Annotated in this window: 21 protein-coding genes; 6 read left to right on the forward strand and 15 right to left on the reverse strand. The window is 70.9% G+C overall.

Annotated elements, in window-relative coordinates; all coding sequences use genetic code 11:
- Nucleotides 1-8: 8 nt before the first annotated feature.
- The 6 genes from AC07DO_RS11340 to AC07DO_RS11365 form a co-directional block, all read right to left on the reverse strand.
- Entirely contained in the window at nucleotides 9-872 is an 864-nt protein-coding gene (locus tag AC07DO_RS11340) for a peptidoglycan-binding protein (RefSeq protein ID WP_479058738.1), read from the reverse strand.
- Nucleotides 873-891: 19 nt separating this feature from the next.
- Nucleotides 892-1,527 (reverse strand): hypothetical protein, encoded by a 636-nt coding sequence (locus tag AC07DO_RS11345; RefSeq protein WP_479058739.1) that lies wholly within the window; start codon nucleotides 1,525-1,527, stop codon nucleotides 892-894.
- Between the two features lie 164 nt (nucleotides 1,528-1,691).
- Nucleotides 1,692-4,067 carry a hypothetical protein gene (locus AC07DO_RS11350; protein WP_479058741.1) on the reverse strand — a complete coding sequence of 792 codons (2,376 nt, stop codon included), beginning with the start codon at nucleotides 4,065-4,067 and terminating at the stop codon, nucleotides 1,692-1,694.
- Nucleotides 4,054-4,872 (reverse strand): hypothetical protein, encoded by an 819-nt coding sequence (locus AC07DO_RS11355; protein ID WP_479058743.1) that lies wholly within the window; start codon nucleotides 4,870-4,872, stop codon nucleotides 4,054-4,056. The genes AC07DO_RS11350 and AC07DO_RS11355 overlap by 14 nt, the downstream gene beginning before the upstream one ends.
- 40 nt (nucleotides 4,873-4,912) lie before the next feature.
- Complete coding sequence (locus AC07DO_RS11360) at nucleotides 4,913-6,025, reverse strand: hypothetical protein (RefSeq protein WP_479058745.1); 1,113 nt, start codon at nucleotides 6,023-6,025, stop codon at nucleotides 4,913-4,915.
- A 41-nt stretch (nucleotides 6,026-6,066) separates the two neighbouring features.
- The gene (locus tag AC07DO_RS11365; protein ID WP_479058747.1) at nucleotides 6,067-6,633 is read right to left on the reverse strand and encodes a hypothetical protein; all 567 of its coding nucleotides are present in this window, start codon (nucleotides 6,631-6,633) and stop codon (nucleotides 6,067-6,069) included.
- A gap of 29 nt (nucleotides 6,634-6,662) precedes the next feature.
- On the opposite strand from AC07DO_RS11365, the gene AC07DO_RS11370 reads away from it, so the two are divergent.
- A complete protein-coding gene (locus AC07DO_RS11370) occupies nucleotides 6,663-7,235 on the forward strand; it encodes a hypothetical protein (protein ID WP_479058749.1) in 573 nt (190 codons plus the stop codon).
- Between the two features lie 16 nt (nucleotides 7,236-7,251).
- Here AC07DO_RS11370 and AC07DO_RS11375 read toward each other — a convergent pair whose 3' ends face one another.
- The 7 genes from AC07DO_RS11375 to AC07DO_RS11405 form a co-directional block, all read right to left on the reverse strand.
- Complete coding sequence (locus AC07DO_RS11375) at nucleotides 7,252-7,647, reverse strand: hypothetical protein (RefSeq protein ID WP_479058750.1); 396 nt, start codon at nucleotides 7,645-7,647, stop codon at nucleotides 7,252-7,254.
- 14 nt (nucleotides 7,648-7,661) lie between these two features.
- Complete coding sequence (locus AC07DO_RS11380) at nucleotides 7,662-7,952, reverse strand: hypothetical protein (protein WP_150169700.1); 291 nt, start codon at nucleotides 7,950-7,952, stop codon at nucleotides 7,662-7,664.
- A 148-nt stretch (nucleotides 7,953-8,100) separates the two neighbouring features.
- Nucleotides 8,101-8,706, reverse strand: a complete 606-nt coding sequence (locus AC07DO_RS11385) for a phage tail tube protein (protein WP_479058751.1) — start codon at nucleotides 8,704-8,706, stop codon at nucleotides 8,101-8,103.
- 111 nt (nucleotides 8,707-8,817) lie between these two features.
- The gene (locus AC07DO_RS11390) at nucleotides 8,818-9,219 is read right to left on the reverse strand and encodes a hypothetical protein (protein ID WP_479058752.1); all 402 of its coding nucleotides are present in this window, start codon (nucleotides 9,217-9,219) and stop codon (nucleotides 8,818-8,820) included.
- Between the two features lie 235 nt (nucleotides 9,220-9,454).
- Nucleotides 9,455-9,646, reverse strand: a complete 192-nt coding sequence (locus tag AC07DO_RS11395; RefSeq protein WP_479058753.1) for a helix-turn-helix domain-containing protein — start codon at nucleotides 9,644-9,646, stop codon at nucleotides 9,455-9,457.
- Nucleotides 9,643-10,179 carry a hypothetical protein gene (locus AC07DO_RS11400; RefSeq protein ID WP_479058754.1) on the reverse strand — a complete coding sequence of 179 codons (537 nt, stop codon included), beginning with the start codon at nucleotides 10,177-10,179 and terminating at the stop codon, nucleotides 9,643-9,645. Before AC07DO_RS11400 ends, AC07DO_RS11395 begins: the two co-directional genes overlap by 4 nt.
- Nucleotides 10,179-10,550 carry a WhiB family transcriptional regulator gene (locus AC07DO_RS11405; protein ID WP_479058756.1) on the reverse strand — a complete coding sequence of 124 codons (372 nt, stop codon included), beginning with the start codon at nucleotides 10,548-10,550 and terminating at the stop codon, nucleotides 10,179-10,181. The genes AC07DO_RS11400 and AC07DO_RS11405 overlap by 1 nt, the downstream gene beginning before the upstream one ends.
- 407 nt (nucleotides 10,551-10,957) lie before the next feature.
- Here AC07DO_RS11405 and AC07DO_RS11410 point away from each other — a divergent pair, with 407 nt between their 5' ends.
- The 3 genes from AC07DO_RS11410 to AC07DO_RS11420 all read left to right on the forward strand — a co-directional run bounded on the left by AC07DO_RS11410 (nucleotide 10,958) and on the right by AC07DO_RS11420 (nucleotide 13,517).
- A complete protein-coding gene (locus tag AC07DO_RS11410) occupies nucleotides 10,958-11,314 on the forward strand; it encodes a transcriptional regulator (RefSeq protein WP_223833192.1) in 357 nt (118 codons plus the stop codon).
- Nucleotides 11,315-11,379: 65 nt separating this feature from the next.
- Complete coding sequence (locus AC07DO_RS11415) at nucleotides 11,380-11,892, forward strand: hypothetical protein (protein ID WP_479058758.1); 513 nt, start codon at nucleotides 11,380-11,382, stop codon at nucleotides 11,890-11,892.
- Nucleotides 11,893-12,086: 194 nt separating this feature from the next.
- On the forward strand, nucleotides 12,087-13,517 hold the full coding sequence (locus tag AC07DO_RS11420) for an ankyrin repeat domain-containing protein (RefSeq protein ID WP_479058760.1): 1,431 nt from the start codon (nucleotides 12,087-12,089) through the stop codon (nucleotides 13,515-13,517).
- Between the two features lie 43 nt (nucleotides 13,518-13,560).
- Here AC07DO_RS11420 and AC07DO_RS11425 read toward each other — a convergent pair whose 3' ends face one another.
- The gene (locus AC07DO_RS11425) at nucleotides 13,561-14,115 is read right to left on the reverse strand and encodes a GNAT family N-acetyltransferase (protein WP_479058762.1); all 555 of its coding nucleotides are present in this window, start codon (nucleotides 14,113-14,115) and stop codon (nucleotides 13,561-13,563) included.
- 72 nt (nucleotides 14,116-14,187) lie between these two features.
- Nucleotides 14,188-15,789 (reverse strand): ABC-F family ATP-binding cassette domain-containing protein, encoded by a 1,602-nt coding sequence (locus AC07DO_RS11430; protein ID WP_479058763.1) that lies wholly within the window; start codon nucleotides 15,787-15,789, stop codon nucleotides 14,188-14,190.
- A 432-nt stretch (nucleotides 15,790-16,221) separates the two neighbouring features.
- Between AC07DO_RS11430 and AC07DO_RS11435 the strand changes: the two genes are divergently transcribed.
- Complete coding sequence (locus AC07DO_RS11435) at nucleotides 16,222-16,518, forward strand: type II toxin-antitoxin system VapB family antitoxin (RefSeq protein ID WP_003955420.1); 297 nt, start codon at nucleotides 16,222-16,224, stop codon at nucleotides 16,516-16,518.
- Nucleotides 16,519-16,684: 166 nt separating this feature from the next.
- A complete protein-coding gene (locus AC07DO_RS11440) occupies nucleotides 16,685-17,368 on the forward strand; it encodes a LytR C-terminal domain-containing protein (RefSeq protein WP_479058765.1) in 684 nt (227 codons plus the stop codon).
- Nucleotides 17,369-17,371: the final 3 nt, after the last annotated feature.

A 17,371-nucleotide genomic window follows, 5' to 3' on the forward strand; every position in this document is an offset into this window, starting at 1 on the left:
CTCGGAACTCAGGGCCGCGGCACCCGCAGCCGGTCCCAGCTCGCGCGGCCCGGAACGCCGTCCGCCGCCGCGCCGCGGTAGCCGAGCTTGTTCTGCCAGACGGCGTACGAGGCGCGGTCGGCCTCGGTCCACACCGGCCCCGGCCCGACCTCGTACCGCCCGCATCCCTCCTTGACGAGCCGGCGCCCGACCGCCGTGAACAGCTCCTCCCGCCGCCCGATGGCGAAGAACCCGGCACCGGGGAACGGTTCGTACGCGGTGCCTTCGCCGCCTCCGCCGCCCGGCGCGTCGGAGCCGAGGCGCTTGGCGACCCGCCCCCGCATCACCGGCATCGAGAACATCGGGTCGATCTTGCGCCGGGTCCACTCCTTGTGGCCGATGACGCTCGCCCCCGACCACCCGTGCGCCCGGCACAGCGCGGCGGAGAGGCGTTCGACCGTGTCGAGCTGGGCCGCGGGGAACGGATCACGCCCGTTGCCGAGGTTCTCGATCTCGAAGCCGTAGAAACGGGCGTTGCCGTCCACGGCGTCGGGCCCCGGCCTGGACGGCGGCGTCTTCGACCTCTGCACCGCGTCGAGCGCGGCGGCCGAACCGTTGCCCGCGTGGTTGGTGCGGCCGTACCCGACCAGGTGGAGCGTGCCGTCCTTGCCGATGAGTCCGATACAGAGCGGACCCGGCAGATCCGGCATGCCGCGCCGGCAGAGGGCGAGGCTGTCGCGCCCTGCCGTGTGGTGCAGCATGACGCCGTGCACGGGCCCCCAGGGGCCCTTGTGGTTGCGGTTGTGCGTCCTCCAGGTGCCGTGTTCTCTCATGCGGACGCCCTCGCCGCGCAGGGCGCGAACGAGGGCGTCGGGGGACAGAGGCGTGGCCATGAGGCCTCCCCGGTGTGCGTCAGATCAGGGATGTGATGGTGAAGTAGCGGTTGCTGAGGGTGGCGGTGCCCGCGGTGGTGCGGTAAGCGCCGGTCACGGTGTAGGCGGCGCCCGCGGTGAGGCCGGTGAGCGGGTACTGCATGCTCGCCGTGACCTGGTTCGTGCCGCCGACGACGGCCGCGCGTGCGTCGGCCGCTGCGCTGACGACCCGGGTGCCCTGCTTCACGGCGGCCGAGAAGTACGCGAGACCGGCCGCGCTGTTGTTGAAGCGGGCACCGATCGTGAGGACCACGGTGCCGGACGGCGGGGCGATGAACGTGACGGCGAGGGGCTCGGTGGCGCCGGTGAGCGTCTCGACGTACGCGGTCGACGTCGTCGAACCGGTCAGGCTGCTCGCCCAGTGGACCGGGCCGAGCGAGAGCTGGGCCCACTGCTTGGCGGCGGTGAAGTAGAAGTGCCGGCCCGGGTTGTTGAGCCAGGCGATCATGCCCGGGATCGGGTCGGTCACCTTCGCGTCGCGGGCGGCGGCGTCGGCGAACCGCAGCACGGTCCGGCCGTCGACGGCCTCGGCGAGGGACTGCAGGTGAACGGGGATGTCGGCGTTGTCGGCGGGCTGCGGGTAGGGCAGGTTGCCGAGGGGGGTGAGAGCGACCATGGGTTCGGATCCTCCTTGGGCGGGGCGGTCGGGGTCGGCCTTCGAGGGCTACGGCAGCATCTGGCTCCAGTCCGGCCCTTCGTCGCCCGCCTCCACGAGGGGGTCGTCGATCTGGATGGGCCCCGGCGGCGGCTCGTAGCCGTCGACCGACGTCTCCTCTTCGTTCATGCCGTGCCTCCCGGCGTGTCAAGGAGCGTCCGGTAGCTGATCGCCTGCTTGGTGAGGTCGTCGAGCGTCGCGTACTGCGCGGTGAGCCGCTGGTACTTCCGCTGCTGGCCGTACGCGGGGTCGACCGGTGCGTCGGGAGTGAGCCCGGCGTCGGCCGGTACGCCGTTGAAGGCGGTGCCGCGCAGGGTGAGGGTCTGCTGCGGCGCGCCGCCGGCCGCGTGCGTGGTGCGGATGCCCACCACCCAGGCCAGCGTGTCGAGTTCGGCGCCCGCGGTGTCGACCACCCGGACGACGTCGCCGAGCTGGATGCGCGGGTCGTGCAGGACCTCGACGTCGCCGAGGAGCGGCACGGGGTAGCGGCCGGCGGTGAGCATGGCCTTCGACAGGGCCGAAGCGGTCTCGACCGTCTGCACCCAGTCGCCGGTCGGCGCCGTGTACTGCTGCTTGCCGTAGTACTTCTGACTGGTCGTGTTCCGCCACGCGTACGAGCGCTGCTTCGGATCGGCCGACCGTTTGAGCGGCTGGAGCCGTACGGAGGGCTTGCCGTCCTTCGTCACCGTCCACAGGGTGGCCGCGCCGTGGTTGGCGAACCGCACGGAGTACGTCGGCCCGTCCCGCCAACAGCTCACCGTGACGTCGCCCTTGACCGACGTCCCACCGGTCTTCGCGGTGCCGAAGCGCACCTGGTGCCCCTCGCCGGAGACTGAGTCGTCCAGGACTCCGGGCGGGCCGACCTCGACGTCGTCCTCGGCCATGGCGTACTGCACGACGATCGCCGAGTTCGGCTTGATCTCCCGTACCACCGTGTCCTGGATCGGCTCGCCGACGACCGCCTTGATCCCGTTCCAGTCCTGGTAGGGCTGCTCGCAGTAGTTGCGGCAGGCGTCGATCTCCTCGGTGACGGTGATCGAGGAGATGTCCCGACGCGTGGTGACGGTGAGGTCGGGCACGGTCGGCACCGTGGTGAACCGCGAGGGGCCGCGCCAGCGGAAGACGCCCTGCTCGTCGAATTCGGCGGTGGACATGCTGGCCCTGGCGATCTCGGTGATCGCGTCCCACTGGGATCCCGACACCTTCGGGATGTCGAAGAGCGGCAGCTCGGGGGTGTCGAGGGCGGCACCCTTGGTCCATTGCCCCCGCTGCTCCCACTCCGCCTGCGGGTAGGTGGCGGTGTCCGTCCAGAGCCGGTCGGTGACCTGGAGGCACTCGACCGCCATGTCGGTCATCAGGTTGACCTGGTGCAGCTCGGAGACCGGCTGCCAGGACTCCTCCTTGCTGAAGGTGGCTTTCTCACCCACCCGGTACCGGCCGTCGGGCTGTGTGAGGCGCGGCTGCACGGTCGGAGCGACGACCGTGCCGGTCGCGGACGTGTCCACCGTGAAGCCGAGATGCCAGACCCCCCGCAGAGAGGCCAGCGTGTCGATGGTCCAGGACACCACCTGCGGGTCCGCGACACCGTTGGTCCCGGACGTGATGAGCACCTTGCCGGTGGCGATGTCGAACGAGCCCTTGAGGTATCCGGTGCGCGTCCCGGCCTGGTCGAACACCGCCGTCATCTCGATCAGGTTGCCCCGTGCGAGCGCCGTGTTGACCCAGCACTCCACCTGGAAGACCTTGCCCGGCAGCGTGAACCGCGAGCGCGGCATCCACGACGCCACGAAGCCGGCCGCCTTCGGCATCAGGGCCATCTCGAAGGGCGCGCCCTCGCGGATCCAGTCGTACGTCGACGGGCTCGGCACGTACTCGGGCTGACCGTGCGTCGCGTTGAAGCCGCCGTGCAGGGAGGCGTACAGCGCGGTGAACGGCTGCGTGTCGGCCGGGTCGATGTCCGGGGCCCGCGGCGGCGGGCAGCTGTGGATGCCGCCCTGGCGCAGGAGTTCGTCGACGCACCAGGTCGCGGTGGCGACGGGGCGGCCCGACATGAAGCCGTGGTACGGCCGTGGCAGATAGGCCGGCCCCCGCAACCGCTCCGCGCCGTCCAACGCGTCCACGGTCACGGTGTCGCTGCCGGACGCGGCGGTGCGCGAACGCACGGTGCCGCGAAAGGCGGGCACGGTGCGGCCGCCCGCCCCCGCCGTGTGGACGACGGACTGTCCGGGGCGTACGAGATCACCGGTGAGGCGGTCCGCCCAGGCCGAGTAGAGCCGCGGCGCGGGAACGCCCTCCGCGCCGCCGAGCAACAGCTCCAGCTGCGCGGAGGCGCTGCCCGACACGGCTCGCATCGCCTCGGGAAGGTCCGTGGCGTACGCCCGCTCGACCTTCCACGACTGGACCTGCGGGCCGACCTCCTTGCCGCCGAGACGGGTGGAGTGGGCCGGCACGCGCTCGGGTGTGGACAGGGCCCGGGCGAGGACCTCGTCAGAGCGCTGCATCACGGACCTCCACGAGGTCGAGGCTGACGTTGCGGTACGGCAGCCGGGCCGCGGGGACGTCCGTGTACGCCGTGACCGCCATCGCCGGGCAGCCGTCGCCGAGCGCGTGCGCGACGGGCTCCTCGTCGAGGGTGAGGCAGGCGCCCGCGAGCCCGAACAGGCCGACCGCGCCGGGCCGTGCGACGGGCGTGACGTAGGCGGCGCCCGCGGGGGCGGCCGCAGTGACGGAGGCACCGGCGGCATGGCTGCTGCTGAGGTACTTGCCGTCCGCCGCCTTCCAGTCCAGCTGAGCGGTGGCGATGAGGGGGTCCCAGCCGTCCGGAAGCAGCCAGGACGCCCGCATGCCCGGCACGACCGGCCAGCCGGTCCACACCCCGTGGATCCACCCGACGGCGGCGCCCGCTTCCCGGCAGTCGACGGTGGTGACGCCGTCGGCGTTCCTGGCCAGCGCGATGTCGCCGTTCATCGTGAACCAGTGGTCCCAGCCGCCGGGGATGTCCGACTGCCCGGCCGCCTGATAGGGGTCGAGCAGGTTGACGGAGGCGGGGTCGAGCACGACGAGCGGGCCGCGTCCGGTGCCGACGCGGCGGGCGAGCCGGGCGAGGTGCTGGGCGTCCTCGGGCTCAAGCCACTCGAAGGAGAGCTTGAGACGACGGATGGTGCGGGTGGGCGCGAAGGTGGTGACGCGCCCTTCGAGCGCCTTGAACTCGGTGACGTTGAGCTCGGCGGTGCGGTCCCAGCTCTTCGCCGCCTGCCGGATTTCCCGGAGCCGGCCGGGGGCTCCGATCCACAGGTTCCTGGCCATGAACTCCTCCTGTTCTGTTGTGACTCGGTGGAGCGCGGGGCTAACGCCGTGCCAGGGCGCGCCGGCCCGCGAAGACGGCGCGGGCGATGGTCTGCGAGTCGACGTCGACGTGGACGGGCCGGTCCGCGAGGCGCTCCATGGCCTCGGCGAGGCGGCGCAGGGCGACGGCGTTGCCGCCGCCGTTGCTGATCATCCGTTCCAGCCGGGAGAGCGGGATGACGGCTTCGCTCTCGCCCGCCTCACCGACGAGCGCGAGCGTGCCGCCGTTGCGGGCCTGCACGATGCCGCCCTGGGCGAGGTGGGGCACGGGCACGTGAAGGCGCGGGAAGCCGAACGACTTCCCGCCCCACTTCGGCACCCAACTGGGGATGGAGATCTTGATCCCGGCGAGGACGCCGAACACGCCGTTCAGGGCGGTGGCGAGCCCCGTGATGGGCGTCAGGATGGCGTTGCCGAGCCCCTTGACCAGCGGCTTCACGAAGTCGACGGCGACCCGGGTACCGGACTTGATGCCCTTCCAGGCGGCGTCCATACCGCGCTTGAGGGCGGCGGTGACCTTGTCCATGTTCACGAACTGGGCGATCAGCGGGGCGGCGAGCGTCATGATCAGCCCGAAGGGGCTGCTCGCCATGGCGAGGTTGAGCCCCTTCTGCGCGGTGCTCGCGCCCTTGAGCCCCTTGCCCAGCTTGCCCATGGACTTGCCGCCCTTGTCGGCGTTCTTGCCGGCCTTCCCGACGGACTTGTCGACGGCATCGGCCTGCCGCTTCACGTCACGCAGGGCGGCCTTGGCCTTGTCGGCGGACCCGCGCAGCTTGTCGAGCGAACTCTTGAACTTGTCGGACCCCTTCTTCGCCTTCCCCAGGGACCCGTCGGCGGTACGGAGTCCGCTGTGCAGCTGCTTGACCGCGCTGCTGCTGCTGTTGGCGGACGTACGCAGCTTGCCGACGGCGGTAGCGGCGGATTGGGTGGACTTGCCGAGCTTGCCGACGGCGGAGGCGGCGGAGCCGGTGGGCTTCCCCAACTGGTTGACGGCTCCGGCGGCGGAGCCGGTGGACTTGCCCAACTTGCCGACCTGGGCGGCGGCCTGGCTCGCGGCGCTGCGCATGCGGCCCAATTGGGTGGCCGCGGTACTTATGGACTTGTTCAATGCCATGGTTGTCTACTCCTCCGGATGACTACTCCTTGCGCGCCGGATCAGAAGCGGGCATTGAGCCGGGCGATCTCGTCGTTCAGCGCCTGGACGGAGACATTGGCCTGGCGGGCCTCGCGGTTCAGTGCGTTGACCTGACTGCTCCGAAGCCCTTCGAGCTGGTTGTCGTGCCGACCGGCGGTCTCCCGGAGGGCGGAGATGTCGGCCTTCCGGGCGATCTTGCGGTTGAGTTCAGTGGAGAGGTCGGTGACGCGCTGGTCGGTTCGGCTGCCGAGGCTGGTCAGGTCCGACTTGATACGGGAAATTTCGGACGCAGCGTTGTCGAGATCGAGCCTGAGTTTCTCAGGGTTGCTCAGCGCATTTTTTAGTTTCTTCTCCTCCCACTTCGCCTTGAGATCAAGTTCGGCACTCCAGAGCTTCACGCCGGTACCGAAACCGGTGAACTCGGTCGAGACTCCGGTGGCGGCAGCCGTGGCACCGGCGATGTCCGCCTTGGCGCCGCCGTATTCCATCTTCGTCGTGAAGGACTGGACTGACTCCTCAAGACCCTGGACTGAATCCTCGAGATCTGTAACTCTGTCGTTCAGAGGCTTGCCCTCGCTGCCACCCATGGCTCTCATCTCCTTGAAAGGGTTCAGTCATGTCTGGGAATATCGGTACTCAATTTTCCGGCCGCGGTATGTTCGAGTTCGACGTCCCCAAGCACCTGGTCGGGGAAAGATTCGTTATCGAGGCACGATGCAGGATTTTCGGACCCGGTTTTGCAATTCACGGCGAGATTCACGAGGACGGCGTCACCAAGCACGAGAACATAGGCTTCGCGCACTGGGGCGACACAACTCATCTGATGATCCCTGCGCAGTACGGAAAACTGGTCGTCAAGGGCGCATCGAGTGACCGTAAAACCGGCCGCTGGAGCCTGGAATGCAAGAGCTTCCCGGAGCTCCCCGAGCTGTCATTGGAGAACTCGGCCAGCGCCTCCCGCGTGTTCCTCATACGCGGTGGAGAACGGCGCGCAGACGTCGAATTCGCGGGCGCAGGCTCTGTCCGGCACTTCGATCTCGAAGGTGGCAAGGAACAGGAGCTCGCCTGTAACACCGGCAGCTTCCGCGGAACCATCACCATCCCCGGAGAGGGCGTGGTCGCGATCTCTCAGCCCTTCGGCGGCTGGGGCCCGATGCAGAAGTGGAAACTCACCCTTCGCAATCGCTGACCCCGTCGGCTCCCCGTCAGGTGAAGAACGCGACCAACTGCTCCGCCGACGGCATGGCGGGCCCGGAGTCAGGCGTCCGCTCCTCGGCGCGGCCCTCCGAGGGACGGGGCGCGCCGGGGCGCGGCAGTGGCTTCGGCGGGTCCAGGGGTTCCGCGTCCTCGTCCCGGTTGACCGTGGCGAACATCCAGTTCGCGTCGGCCAGTTGGTCCACCACGTGAGCCAGCAGATAATCCCCGACCGACCACTCCGCCCCCTCCCCCTCCGTCTCCCGCGCCACCGCCCCCTCCCGCGGCAGATGCCGGATCAACACCGCGAGGCGGCGGGAGGAGAGGCGGCCGCGGTGCCAGTCCAGGAGGTCGAGGCCGTAGAAGCGGAGCAGGTCGGCCTCAAGAGCCTCGGCGTGTTCGTCCACGAACGCGCCGAGGCTCAGCCTTCCCCCAGGCCGAGCCCGGTCTCCTTGCCGTACGCCTCCAGGATCGCCGCGATGTCCTGCATCGTGACCTCGTGCCGCTCGAAGCGGGCGAACTGCTGCTCCCCCAGGAGGAGTTCGAGCAGCCCGTCCACGTCGTTGTCGTCCAGGTCACGGAGCTTGCGCGCGGTCGCGCGGGTCAGTTCGGTCGGCAGCTCGAAGCTGTCGGAGTCGAGCTCGAAGGTCCACGCCCGGCCGAGCGCTTCGAGGCGCTGGGCGCGGGCGGCATTGACGTTGAAGCCAGACACGGGTCTCTCCTTCGGCGAAGGCGACGCCCGGCCGTGCTGGGGGCACGGACCGGGCGTCGCTGGGATCCTATGCGGTCGCGCGCAAGCGCAACCGGCGATTTTGCGCAATCAATCAGCCGGGGAGCAGAGCGAACTGCTCCCTGTCCTTTTACGAGTAGGACGTGGCCAGTTCCTTGATGCGGAAGCTCGCCAGCGGAGCGTTGTCGTCCTTGGCGAGCGCCGTGAACGTCACGCCCAGCTTCACCGCACCGGTCCGGGTCAGACCGATCTCCTCGGTCTCGGTGACCTGGCCGCGCGGCACGACGAACCGGTACTTCGCCGCACCGTCGGTGAACTCGATGCCGAGCGCACGCTCGTCCGGCGCCGGGGTGTGGGCGAGGTCGTACGTGAACTCCTTCAGGTCACCCTCGGCCAGCGCGCCGACCGTCGCCGGCACGGTGGCAGCCTTGACCTCGCCGCCACCCATGAAGAAGGCCAGGTTCGCCTTGTTCAGCTGCAGCAGCTGGAACTTCACGGTGAGGTCGCGGTCGGAGTAGATGAACCGCGCCGGGCTCACCGACTGCCAGGTGTCGACCGGGTCGATCTTGTCCTTCTTGTTGAACTTGATGCCGTCGGTCGTGGTGTAACCGAGGTCGGTCCACTTCGTCTTGTCCCAGTCGGTGGCGATGGTGGCCGGCGCCTCGGTCCCGATCGGCGCGATCAGCACGCGTCCGGTACCGGCGACGCGGATTTCCTTGCCGTTGTTGCCTGCCATGCGAACTCCTCAGTTCTCGGTCGTCCGTCGGTACGACGGAGGCCGTTACGACGAAGGCCCCGCCGGATGGCAGGGCCTTGAGGGTGAAGCTGCGAGGGTGGCGCGGTGCTGCTACGCGGGACGGATCGAGATCCGCACCGTCGACAGGTACCGGTTGCCCGCCGGGCGGTTGTAGTCGGGCAGCCAGCGCGGCCCGTCCGCCTCGGCGACGTCGGTGACGACGGCCCCGCCGTACGAGGTGCCGGTCAGTTCGAGCACACAGGCACGGGCGGCGAGGGAGATACCGTGCGCGGTGGACTTGTCCGGGCCGTAGACCTCGAGGTCGAGCAGCGGCTGATCGAGATGCCGGTCGTCGACCCACGCGCCGCCGACGCGGGAGACGAGGACGGCCTTCTGGGTGCCGTCGAACCCGGCGGGCGGCTTGTTGTCGACGACCGAACCGGCGAGCTCCGCCCGGTTCTTGAGGAAGTCGACGACGAGCCGTTCCGCGTCGGGAAAGGTCAGGATGGACACATGGACACTCCCTGTCATGAGAAGGGAAATGAGTGTGGGCAACACAAAGCGGCAGGTCCGCCGCCCCGGTGCGGGGCGCAGCTCTGCCGCTGCTCCAAGTGTGATCCAGGGGTCCCGATCCCGCAACTGAACTCCGAGGCCCCCAGTTGGGGCACGCCACAACGCACGAAGGGCCCCGCACCCCCCGGTGCGGGACCCTCCTCACGTACGGCCAGGCCTGCGCCTGCGCCTGTCGCTACGCCTTCGCTCGCGCCACCCCACGCACGCACCGCTCCGCGGCGAACACGTCCTCCAGGCGGTACATCGAGCGCCGTCCCTGCCGCCCCGCGGCCTTCAGGTGGCCGAGCTGGACCCACTTGCGGATGGTCGCGGGCGAGACGTCGGCCTCGGTGGCGGCGAGGTCGCCCGAGATCAGCGGGGTGTTCATGCCGCCTCCTCGTCGAGTACGTGCCGGCAGGGCGGGTTGACGCACATCGCGACCCCGCGTTCGGGGAAGGCCCGCAGTGAGACCGAGTCGCAGGCGGGGCAGCGGCCGGGCAGCCGCACCAGCTGCTCGGGGTCCCCGAGGGCGCGGGCGCAGCGGTTGGCCATCCGGCGGGTCTCCTCCTCGACGTGGGCGGCGAGGTCGGGCATGTCCCTGTCCCGCAGTACGTCGAGGAGTTCGGTGAGGCGGCGCAGGCGGACCGGCACGGGGGCGGCGGAGATGCGGCGCAGACCTAGCCGGTCCCGTACCGCCTCCTCCAGTTCGACGACCCCGTCGCCGATGTCGCGGAGGGCGTCGGAGACGTAGAGGCGTACGGGTGCGACGGCGGACGCGGCCGGGCCGCCGCCCCGCACCTCGCGGAACGTCCGTCCCGTGCCGGGCGCCAGCTCCTCCAGGAGCAAGGGGTACCGGCGTCGCAGCGAATCGATCCAGAGCGCGGCACGGTCCACCGCGCCGCTCTTCAAGGCCCCGCTCATCACGGCCTCCCCAGGTTCTCGTTCGACTGCCCCGACGTCGGCTGCCCCGACGCCGGCTGCCGCGACGTCGACTTGCGCGGCTTGACCTCGCGGCCGTTGCGCCACAGGCGTCCCCCGCTGACCCCGTCGAACCAGGTGTGCGACGGATCGACGATGGCTTCGCACTCGCGGCGGATCGGACACTGATTGCAGGCGCGCAATACCGGCGCCGCCTCGGCGGGGGTGCGTGTGAAGACGTACTGCTGGGGGAGATCCGCGCAGGCGGCGTTCCTGCGCCAGTCGAGAGCCTCGTCCCGGTGGGATTCGGAGACTCGTATTTCAGCGAACGCGCTGTTCAGAGCAGGTGCGAGCAGAACTGTCCGATTGGGCATGCGCATCCCCTCCGCAGGTATGCGAACATTAGTTCGAAGACGTCGATGCGTGATCAGAGTTCCACGCTACGTGCGCATGCGCAACTAAAAACGGGGAGGCGCGAGAACGAGAAGGGAGTAAGGGTGGCTGGAAACAGCTGGCGCGACGACACCGGACGGAACCCCTCCGCCGACCGCGCACTCGGGATCTTCACAACAACGTGCGAGCGCGCACATATTTCGGTGCGCGCACGATCGGTACGCTCGCTCTGCGACGAGGGGAGAGCGACGACATGGTGTCCAGCCCGCGGGCCAGCGCCCGCAGCGACCAGGGGTACCGACCCGGGAGCGATCACGAACACGGCCGTGAGGGTGGCCGGAACCGAGCGGACGAACTGGAGGAGTTCGCCGAGTGGATCGAGGGCGTGATGCGCGAGCGCGGTTACGACATCGACAGCCCGCGCGGCGGCGGCAAGTCGAAACTGGCGGACGACGCGGGCGTGCACCGGGCCGCGGTCAGCCGCCTCATCCAGCGGCAGAGCATGCCGGACCTGGAGACGATGCGGCGCCTCGCCGCGGTGCTCGGGGTCCCCCTGCGGGACATGCTGATCCGCTCGGGCCGACTGTCCGAGAACGACCTGCCGATCATGGCCGCACGGGGCGGGGAGCCCGAGGCCCCCCGACTGCTGAGCCCCGAGGAAGCGGCCCGGAGAATGGGGGTGCCCCCAGAACTGCAGGCGGTCTTCGTGAGGGTCACGAAGGCGTTCCTGCCGCAGGTCGAGTAGTCGAACAGCTGGGGGCCGACTCACGGCCGACTTACGCAGCCCGGGGGCACAGAGGGAGTGCGAACATGCCGACTGACGAAGCGGAGGGGCCGTCCGGGGGTGCTCGGCGTCGCGGTACGGGACGTCATGACGCCGAGAACGGGACGAGGGCGTCCGAAGAACTGGCCTACCTCGTCGGCGGGCTGCTGATCGAGCTCGGTTCGAAGATCCAGGAGGCCGGGGTCGACGGCGTCCGGATCCTCACCGAGGATGAGGCGCAACAGAGCCAGCTGCGCTGGTTCCAGGAGGGCTGGGCGGAGCACGCCCGCGCCACGGAACACGCGCGTACGGCCGACGACGGCCCGGGAGCCGGTTCGCCGGCCGGCCATGCCGGTCATGCCGACGAGGAGCCGCCGTCCACGGGGGCAGCGTCTCCCTCGTCCGCGAGGCTGCTCCGGTTCCCTTCGAACGCGCCGCGAGGCACGCACCCGCTCCCGATCGTGGGCACGGACGAGGCCCGCGGAACGAGGGACTTGATGGCGCACCGGCCGCGCAGGCGCCGGGACGACGGACCGAACCGCACCGGGCCCGACGCATAACCCGAGACCACAGTCCGAGACCACGGCCCGAGCGCATGCTCCGAGACCGCGGTCCTGGGCGTGGGCGAATGACGCCCGCTGTCACGTATCCTCCGCTTTCGCCCGTCCGGGCGAACGAGCAGGAAGAGAATGGACAGCTGGTGTCGCGAATATCGCGCGTGTCCCGCCTGGCCGGGGGGTGGTGCCGGAATGCCGTGCTCCACGAGTGGCGGAACATCGTCGCGGCCCCGTGCCGCAGGCTCCGGGAGCGTGGCCCCCTGGGCGTCTCGCTGGCCGTCGTCGCCTGCGCCGCCGTGATCGGCCTGCACGAGTTCCAGCAGACGGCCGCCGGTGCGGGCGTGGTACGCGTACTCAGCGAGGTACGGGCCGACCAGCCGGTCTGGCTGTCCCTGCTCCGCACGCCCGTCTCCCTGTTCGTGCCCGCGGTGGACCTGTCGGCCTGGGGCGGCCTGCCCCGGCTGTTCCTGGCGTTCGCCCTCGCCGAGCTCCTCTTCGGACGCGTACGGACGCTGGTGGTGGCGTACGCCGTCACGCTCGCGGGAACCCTCGGGGCGCGCGTCATGATCGCCCTCGGTCCCGGCCGGTTCGGACTTCCCGCGGAGACCGCGCACACGGTCGACACCGGGGCCTCGGCGGCGATCGTGGGCCTCTTCGCCTGCACGGCCGTGGCGCTGCGGTCCCCGCTGCTCTTCCTCGCCGCGGTCGTACCGACCGTGGCCGGGTCGATCGCCGAGCCGAACCTGGCGGGCCGTGAGCACCTGGTGGCGGTGGCCGTGGCGATGGTGCTCGGCGCCGTCCTGCACGGGACGGCCGCCCGTTGTCAGTGGACGCTGCCAGTATCGAGGCAGTCGATCAGGAGGTCGGACATGGGCGGGAGTCCGGACAGGACGGTTCTCGAAGCCGACGACCCGCTGGCCGTAGCCGTGACGGGCGCGATCCGCGGCGGTGACGTCGCGACGCTGCGCGAGCTGCTCGACGCGCACCCCGGGCTCGCCACCGCGGGCGTCGAGCGGCACGGCGAGGCGGCGGGCACGCGCAGCCTGCTCCACCTCGCCACGGACTGGCCCGGCCACTTCCCCGCCGGACCCGAGGTCATCGCGGTGCTCGTCGCGGCGGGGGCCGACCCCGACGCCCGGTTCGTCGGCGCCCACCGCGAGACACCCCTGCACTGGGCCGCGAGCAACGACGACGTGGCGGCGGTGGACGCGCTGGTCGCGGCGGGCGCGGACATCGAGGCGGCCGGGGCGGTCATCGGGGGTGGCACTCCGCTCGCCGACGCGCGGGGCTTCGGCCAGTGGCGGGCGGCCCGTCGGCTCCTCGAACTCGGGGCGCGGACGACCTTGCAGGACGCGGCCACGCTGGGCTTGCTCGACCGGGTCGCGGCGTACGTCGAGGACGGCCCGCAGGACACCCGCACCGCCCCCGACATCACCAGCGCGTTCTGGGGCGCGTGCCACGGCGGGCATCCGGCGACCGCCCGCTATCTCCTCGACCGGGGCGCCGACCGCGACTGGATCGGGTACGACGGCATGACGCCACTCGACATCGCGATCGAGGCAGGAGCCGACGACGTCGCGGAGTGGCTGCGAGGAGAAGGCGCAAAGAGACGGCGGGAGTTGAGGTAATCCCCCGACGACACGACCCGGCACCGCTCCCAGGCGGACCCACCTACCCCTCAGGGGCCGCGTAACAGTGCAGCACGACGCGCTGTCCCGGCTCCCACTCCTGCTCGGCGACGCCCAGCAGCCGCCACCCCATGCGTTCGTAGAGCGCGGCCGCCGACCGGTCGGAGGACACGACGTCGAGGACCGGATGCAGCCCGCGCCCCCGCGCCTCCCGCACGACCCTCCCCATCAGCAGGGCCCCGATCCCGTGCCCCCGGGCGTCCGGCGCGACGTAAAGACGGCTCACCACCCCCACCGTCCCGATCACCGCCCCCGCCTCCTCGCACCACAGCCCCGGCGCCTCGTCCCCCGGCCCGGGCCGGGCCAGCCCGACGTGGCCGACGACCCGCCCGTCGAGCTCGGCCACCCACGCGCCGACGGCGTCGGCCCCTTCAAGCCACGCCCCCGGCTCCTCCGGCCAGTTGACCGGGTATCCGTCGGTCTTGTGCACGGCCGCGAGCACACCGACGCAGGCCTCCAGGTCGCGCTGGCCGGAACGTTCCCGCAGCCGGAGGACGGGGTGCCCGTCTGCCGCGTCGGCGGCACGGTCTCGTCTCATCGGAGCATCGAATCACAGCGGTCGGCCGCGTACGGGCCGCACGCCCAACTAGACACTTCGACAACAACGTCGTCAGGCGAGCGCGACCAACTCCCGGTACTCGGAGCTCCACATGTCCTCGTCCCCGTCCGGCAGCAGCAGCACCCGGTCCGGGCGCAGGGCGTCGATCGCACCCTCGTCATGGGTGACCATCACGATGGCTCCGGGGTACGTCCCCACCGCGCCGAGCACCTCGTCCCTGGACGCCGGATCGAGGTTGTTGGTGGGCTCGTCGAGGAGCAGGACGTTCGCGCCCGAGTGGACGAGCCCGGCCAGCGCGAGCCGCGTCTTCTCGCCGCCCGAGAGGACCGAGGCGGGCTTGTCCGCGTCGTCCCCGCCGAACAGGAAGGACCCCAGCACGCGCCGCACCTCGCCGTCGGTCAACTGCGGGGCCGCGTCCGCGAGGTTCTCCCGGACCGTCTTCGTACCGTCCAGCGTGTCGTGCTCCTGCGCGAAGTACCCGAGCCGCAGCCCGGGTCCGGCCACCACCCGCCCCGCGTCGGGGAGTTCGCGCCCGGCGAGCAGCCGGAGCAGCGTCGTCTTCCCCGCGCCGTTGAGGCCGAGGACGACGAGCCGGCTGCCGCGGTCGACGGCCAGGTCGACGCCGTGCAGCACGTGATGGGACCCGTACGCCTTGGCCAGTGCCACCGCGCCGAGCGGCATCCGGCCGCACGGCGCGGGCTCGGGCAGCCGGATCCGCGCGACCTTCTCGTTCCGCCGCCCCGACTCCGTACCGGCGAGCATGCGCTCGGCGCGCCGGTCCATGTTCTTCGCCGCGGTGGCGGTGGCGACGTGGGAGCGCATCTTGTCGGCCTGCGCGCGCAGCGAGGCGGCCTTGCGCTCGGCGTTGGCGCGCTCGCGGGTACGTCGCCGCTCGTCGGCGGCGCGCTGTGCTCGGTAGGCGTGCCACCCGGTGTTGTGGACGTCGATGGTGCCGCGCTGCGCGTCGACGTGGAGGACACGGTTGACGGTGTCGGCGAGGAGTCCGGTGTCGTGGCTGATCAGCACGACACCACCCGGGTATCCGGCCAGGTAGGTGCGCAGCCAGGCGACCGAGTCGGCGTCCAGGTGGTTGGTCGGCTCGTCGAGGAGCACGGTGTCGTGGTGCGCGAACAGGATCCGCGCGAGCTCGACGCGGCGCCGCTGCCCGCCCGACAGCTCGCCGACGGGCCGCCCCAGCACGCGCTCGGGCAGCCCGAGCCCGCTCGCGACCCGGGCGGCCTCCGCCTCCGCGGCGTACCCGCCGTACGCCTGGAAGCGGTCGTCCGCGCGGGCGTAGGCGGCCATGGCCCGCTCCTGCGCGGCCGGTCCCGCGGCTTCGGCCATGGCGGCCTCCGCGGTACGCAGCGCCGCCGCGGCCTCGTCGAGGCCGCGCGCGGACAGGATGCGGTCGGTGACGGTGACGGCGGGGTCGGCGGCGCGCGGGTCCTGGGCGAGATGCCCGACGGAGCCGGTGCGGGTGACGGTGCCGTCGGCCGGGGCGGTCCGCCCCGCGAGGATCTTCATGAGGGTGGTCTTGCCGGCGCCGTTGCGCCCGACCAGGCCGACGCGGTCGCCGGGGGCGATGTGGAAGGAGACGTCGGACAGCAGAAGGCGGGCACCGACGCGCACGTCGACACCTCGAACGGTGATCATTGGATAACGCTCCGCAATAGCGAATGGACACACGGGTGGCGTGGAGGCGTGTGTCCTGGCTAGGAAATGCGGGGCGTAGACATACGACGAGGCTAACGCGGGCGACGCCGCCCCCGCACGCCCATTTCCCGAAGGCACCCACCCCCACCGCCCTGCACCGGCAGAACCCCCACCGCTCCGCGCCGGCCACCCCCACCCAAGGCGACCCGCTCCCGGAACCCCTGCCTCCGCCCGTCACCTCCCACCCGGCACAGACTCGTTCGGGCGGTTCGCGTGGACCGGCGTGGACGGAATCGACGGGCTCTCGCTCGCTTCGCCCGCTGTTCCCGGCCGACGAGTTCCCGGTTTGACCCGATTTAAGGCGTCATTTCCCAGGCTCGCACTCCGTCGCCATGGCTGCGCCCGGAGAGCCTTGCCCGGTAGGCTTTCCGTGTGATCTTCAAGCGCATCGGAAACGGCCGGCCGTACCCCGACCACGGCCGGGAAAGCACCCGGCAGTGGGCGGACGTCGCGCCGCGCCCGGTCCGCCTCGATCAGCTCGTCACCACCAAGGGCCAGCTGGATCTGGAGACCCTCCTCGCCGAGGACTCGACCTTCTACGGCGACCTCTTCGCGCACGTCGTGAAGTGGCAGGGCGATCTCTACCTCGAGGACGGCCTGCACCGCGCGGTCCGCGCCGCGCTCCAGCAGCGCCAGGTGCTCCACGCACGCGTGCTCGAACTCGGCTGACCGACCACCGCAGCCAGGCACTCCAGGCACTCGCCGCAGCCAGCCACGCGCCACGCCCACCGCACCCACCGCACCCACCGCCCACATTGACCCTTTCGGGTTGCACTGCCCCCCGGGCAATGATCATTTAGTAGGCATCGCCGCCCCTCCGCACTACGCTGCGCCCATGAGCATGCTCACTCCCCCCGGCATGGGCGGCAAATACCGCATCACGGGGGACAAATATCCACGGATGCGCCGCCCCAGCGGTCGCCGCAGGATCGTGCTCGCGGTCATCGCGTCCGCCGCGGCCGTCGCCCTGATCGGCTGGGGCACGCTGCAGCTCATCGACGTCTTCACCGGCGGCAGCAAGGCGTCCGCGTCGGCCGCGGGCCACGCCTCCCTGGACTGCGACCGCAAACAGGCAGCCGACACCCCCCAGCACCCCTCAACGCAGAAACAGAAGCAGACGCAGAAGCAGAAACCGCTGCCCACCCCGAAGCAGATCACCGTCAACGTCTACAACGCCACGCCCCGCGGCGGCCTCGCCAAGAACACCGCAGACGAGCTCAAGAAGCGCGGCTTCACCATCGGCAAGGTCGGCAACGCGACGAAGGCGTACGACAAGAAGGTCAAGGGCACCGGGCTCCTCCTCGGCGCCAAGTCGGCCGCCGACACCGCGATCCCCGTGCTCGGCACGCAGCTCGCCGACGCCGAGCACCGGTCCGACGCCCGCAAGAGCGGCGAGGTCGACCTGGTCATCGGCACCCGGTTCAAGAGCCTGGCCAAAAAAGAGGACGCCGACAAGGCCCTGGCCGCACTGGCCAAGCCCGAGCCGACGCCCACCGGGTCCGACAAGAAGAACTGCTGAGAG

This window comes from Streptomyces sp. NPDC045678, assembly GCF_056432085.1.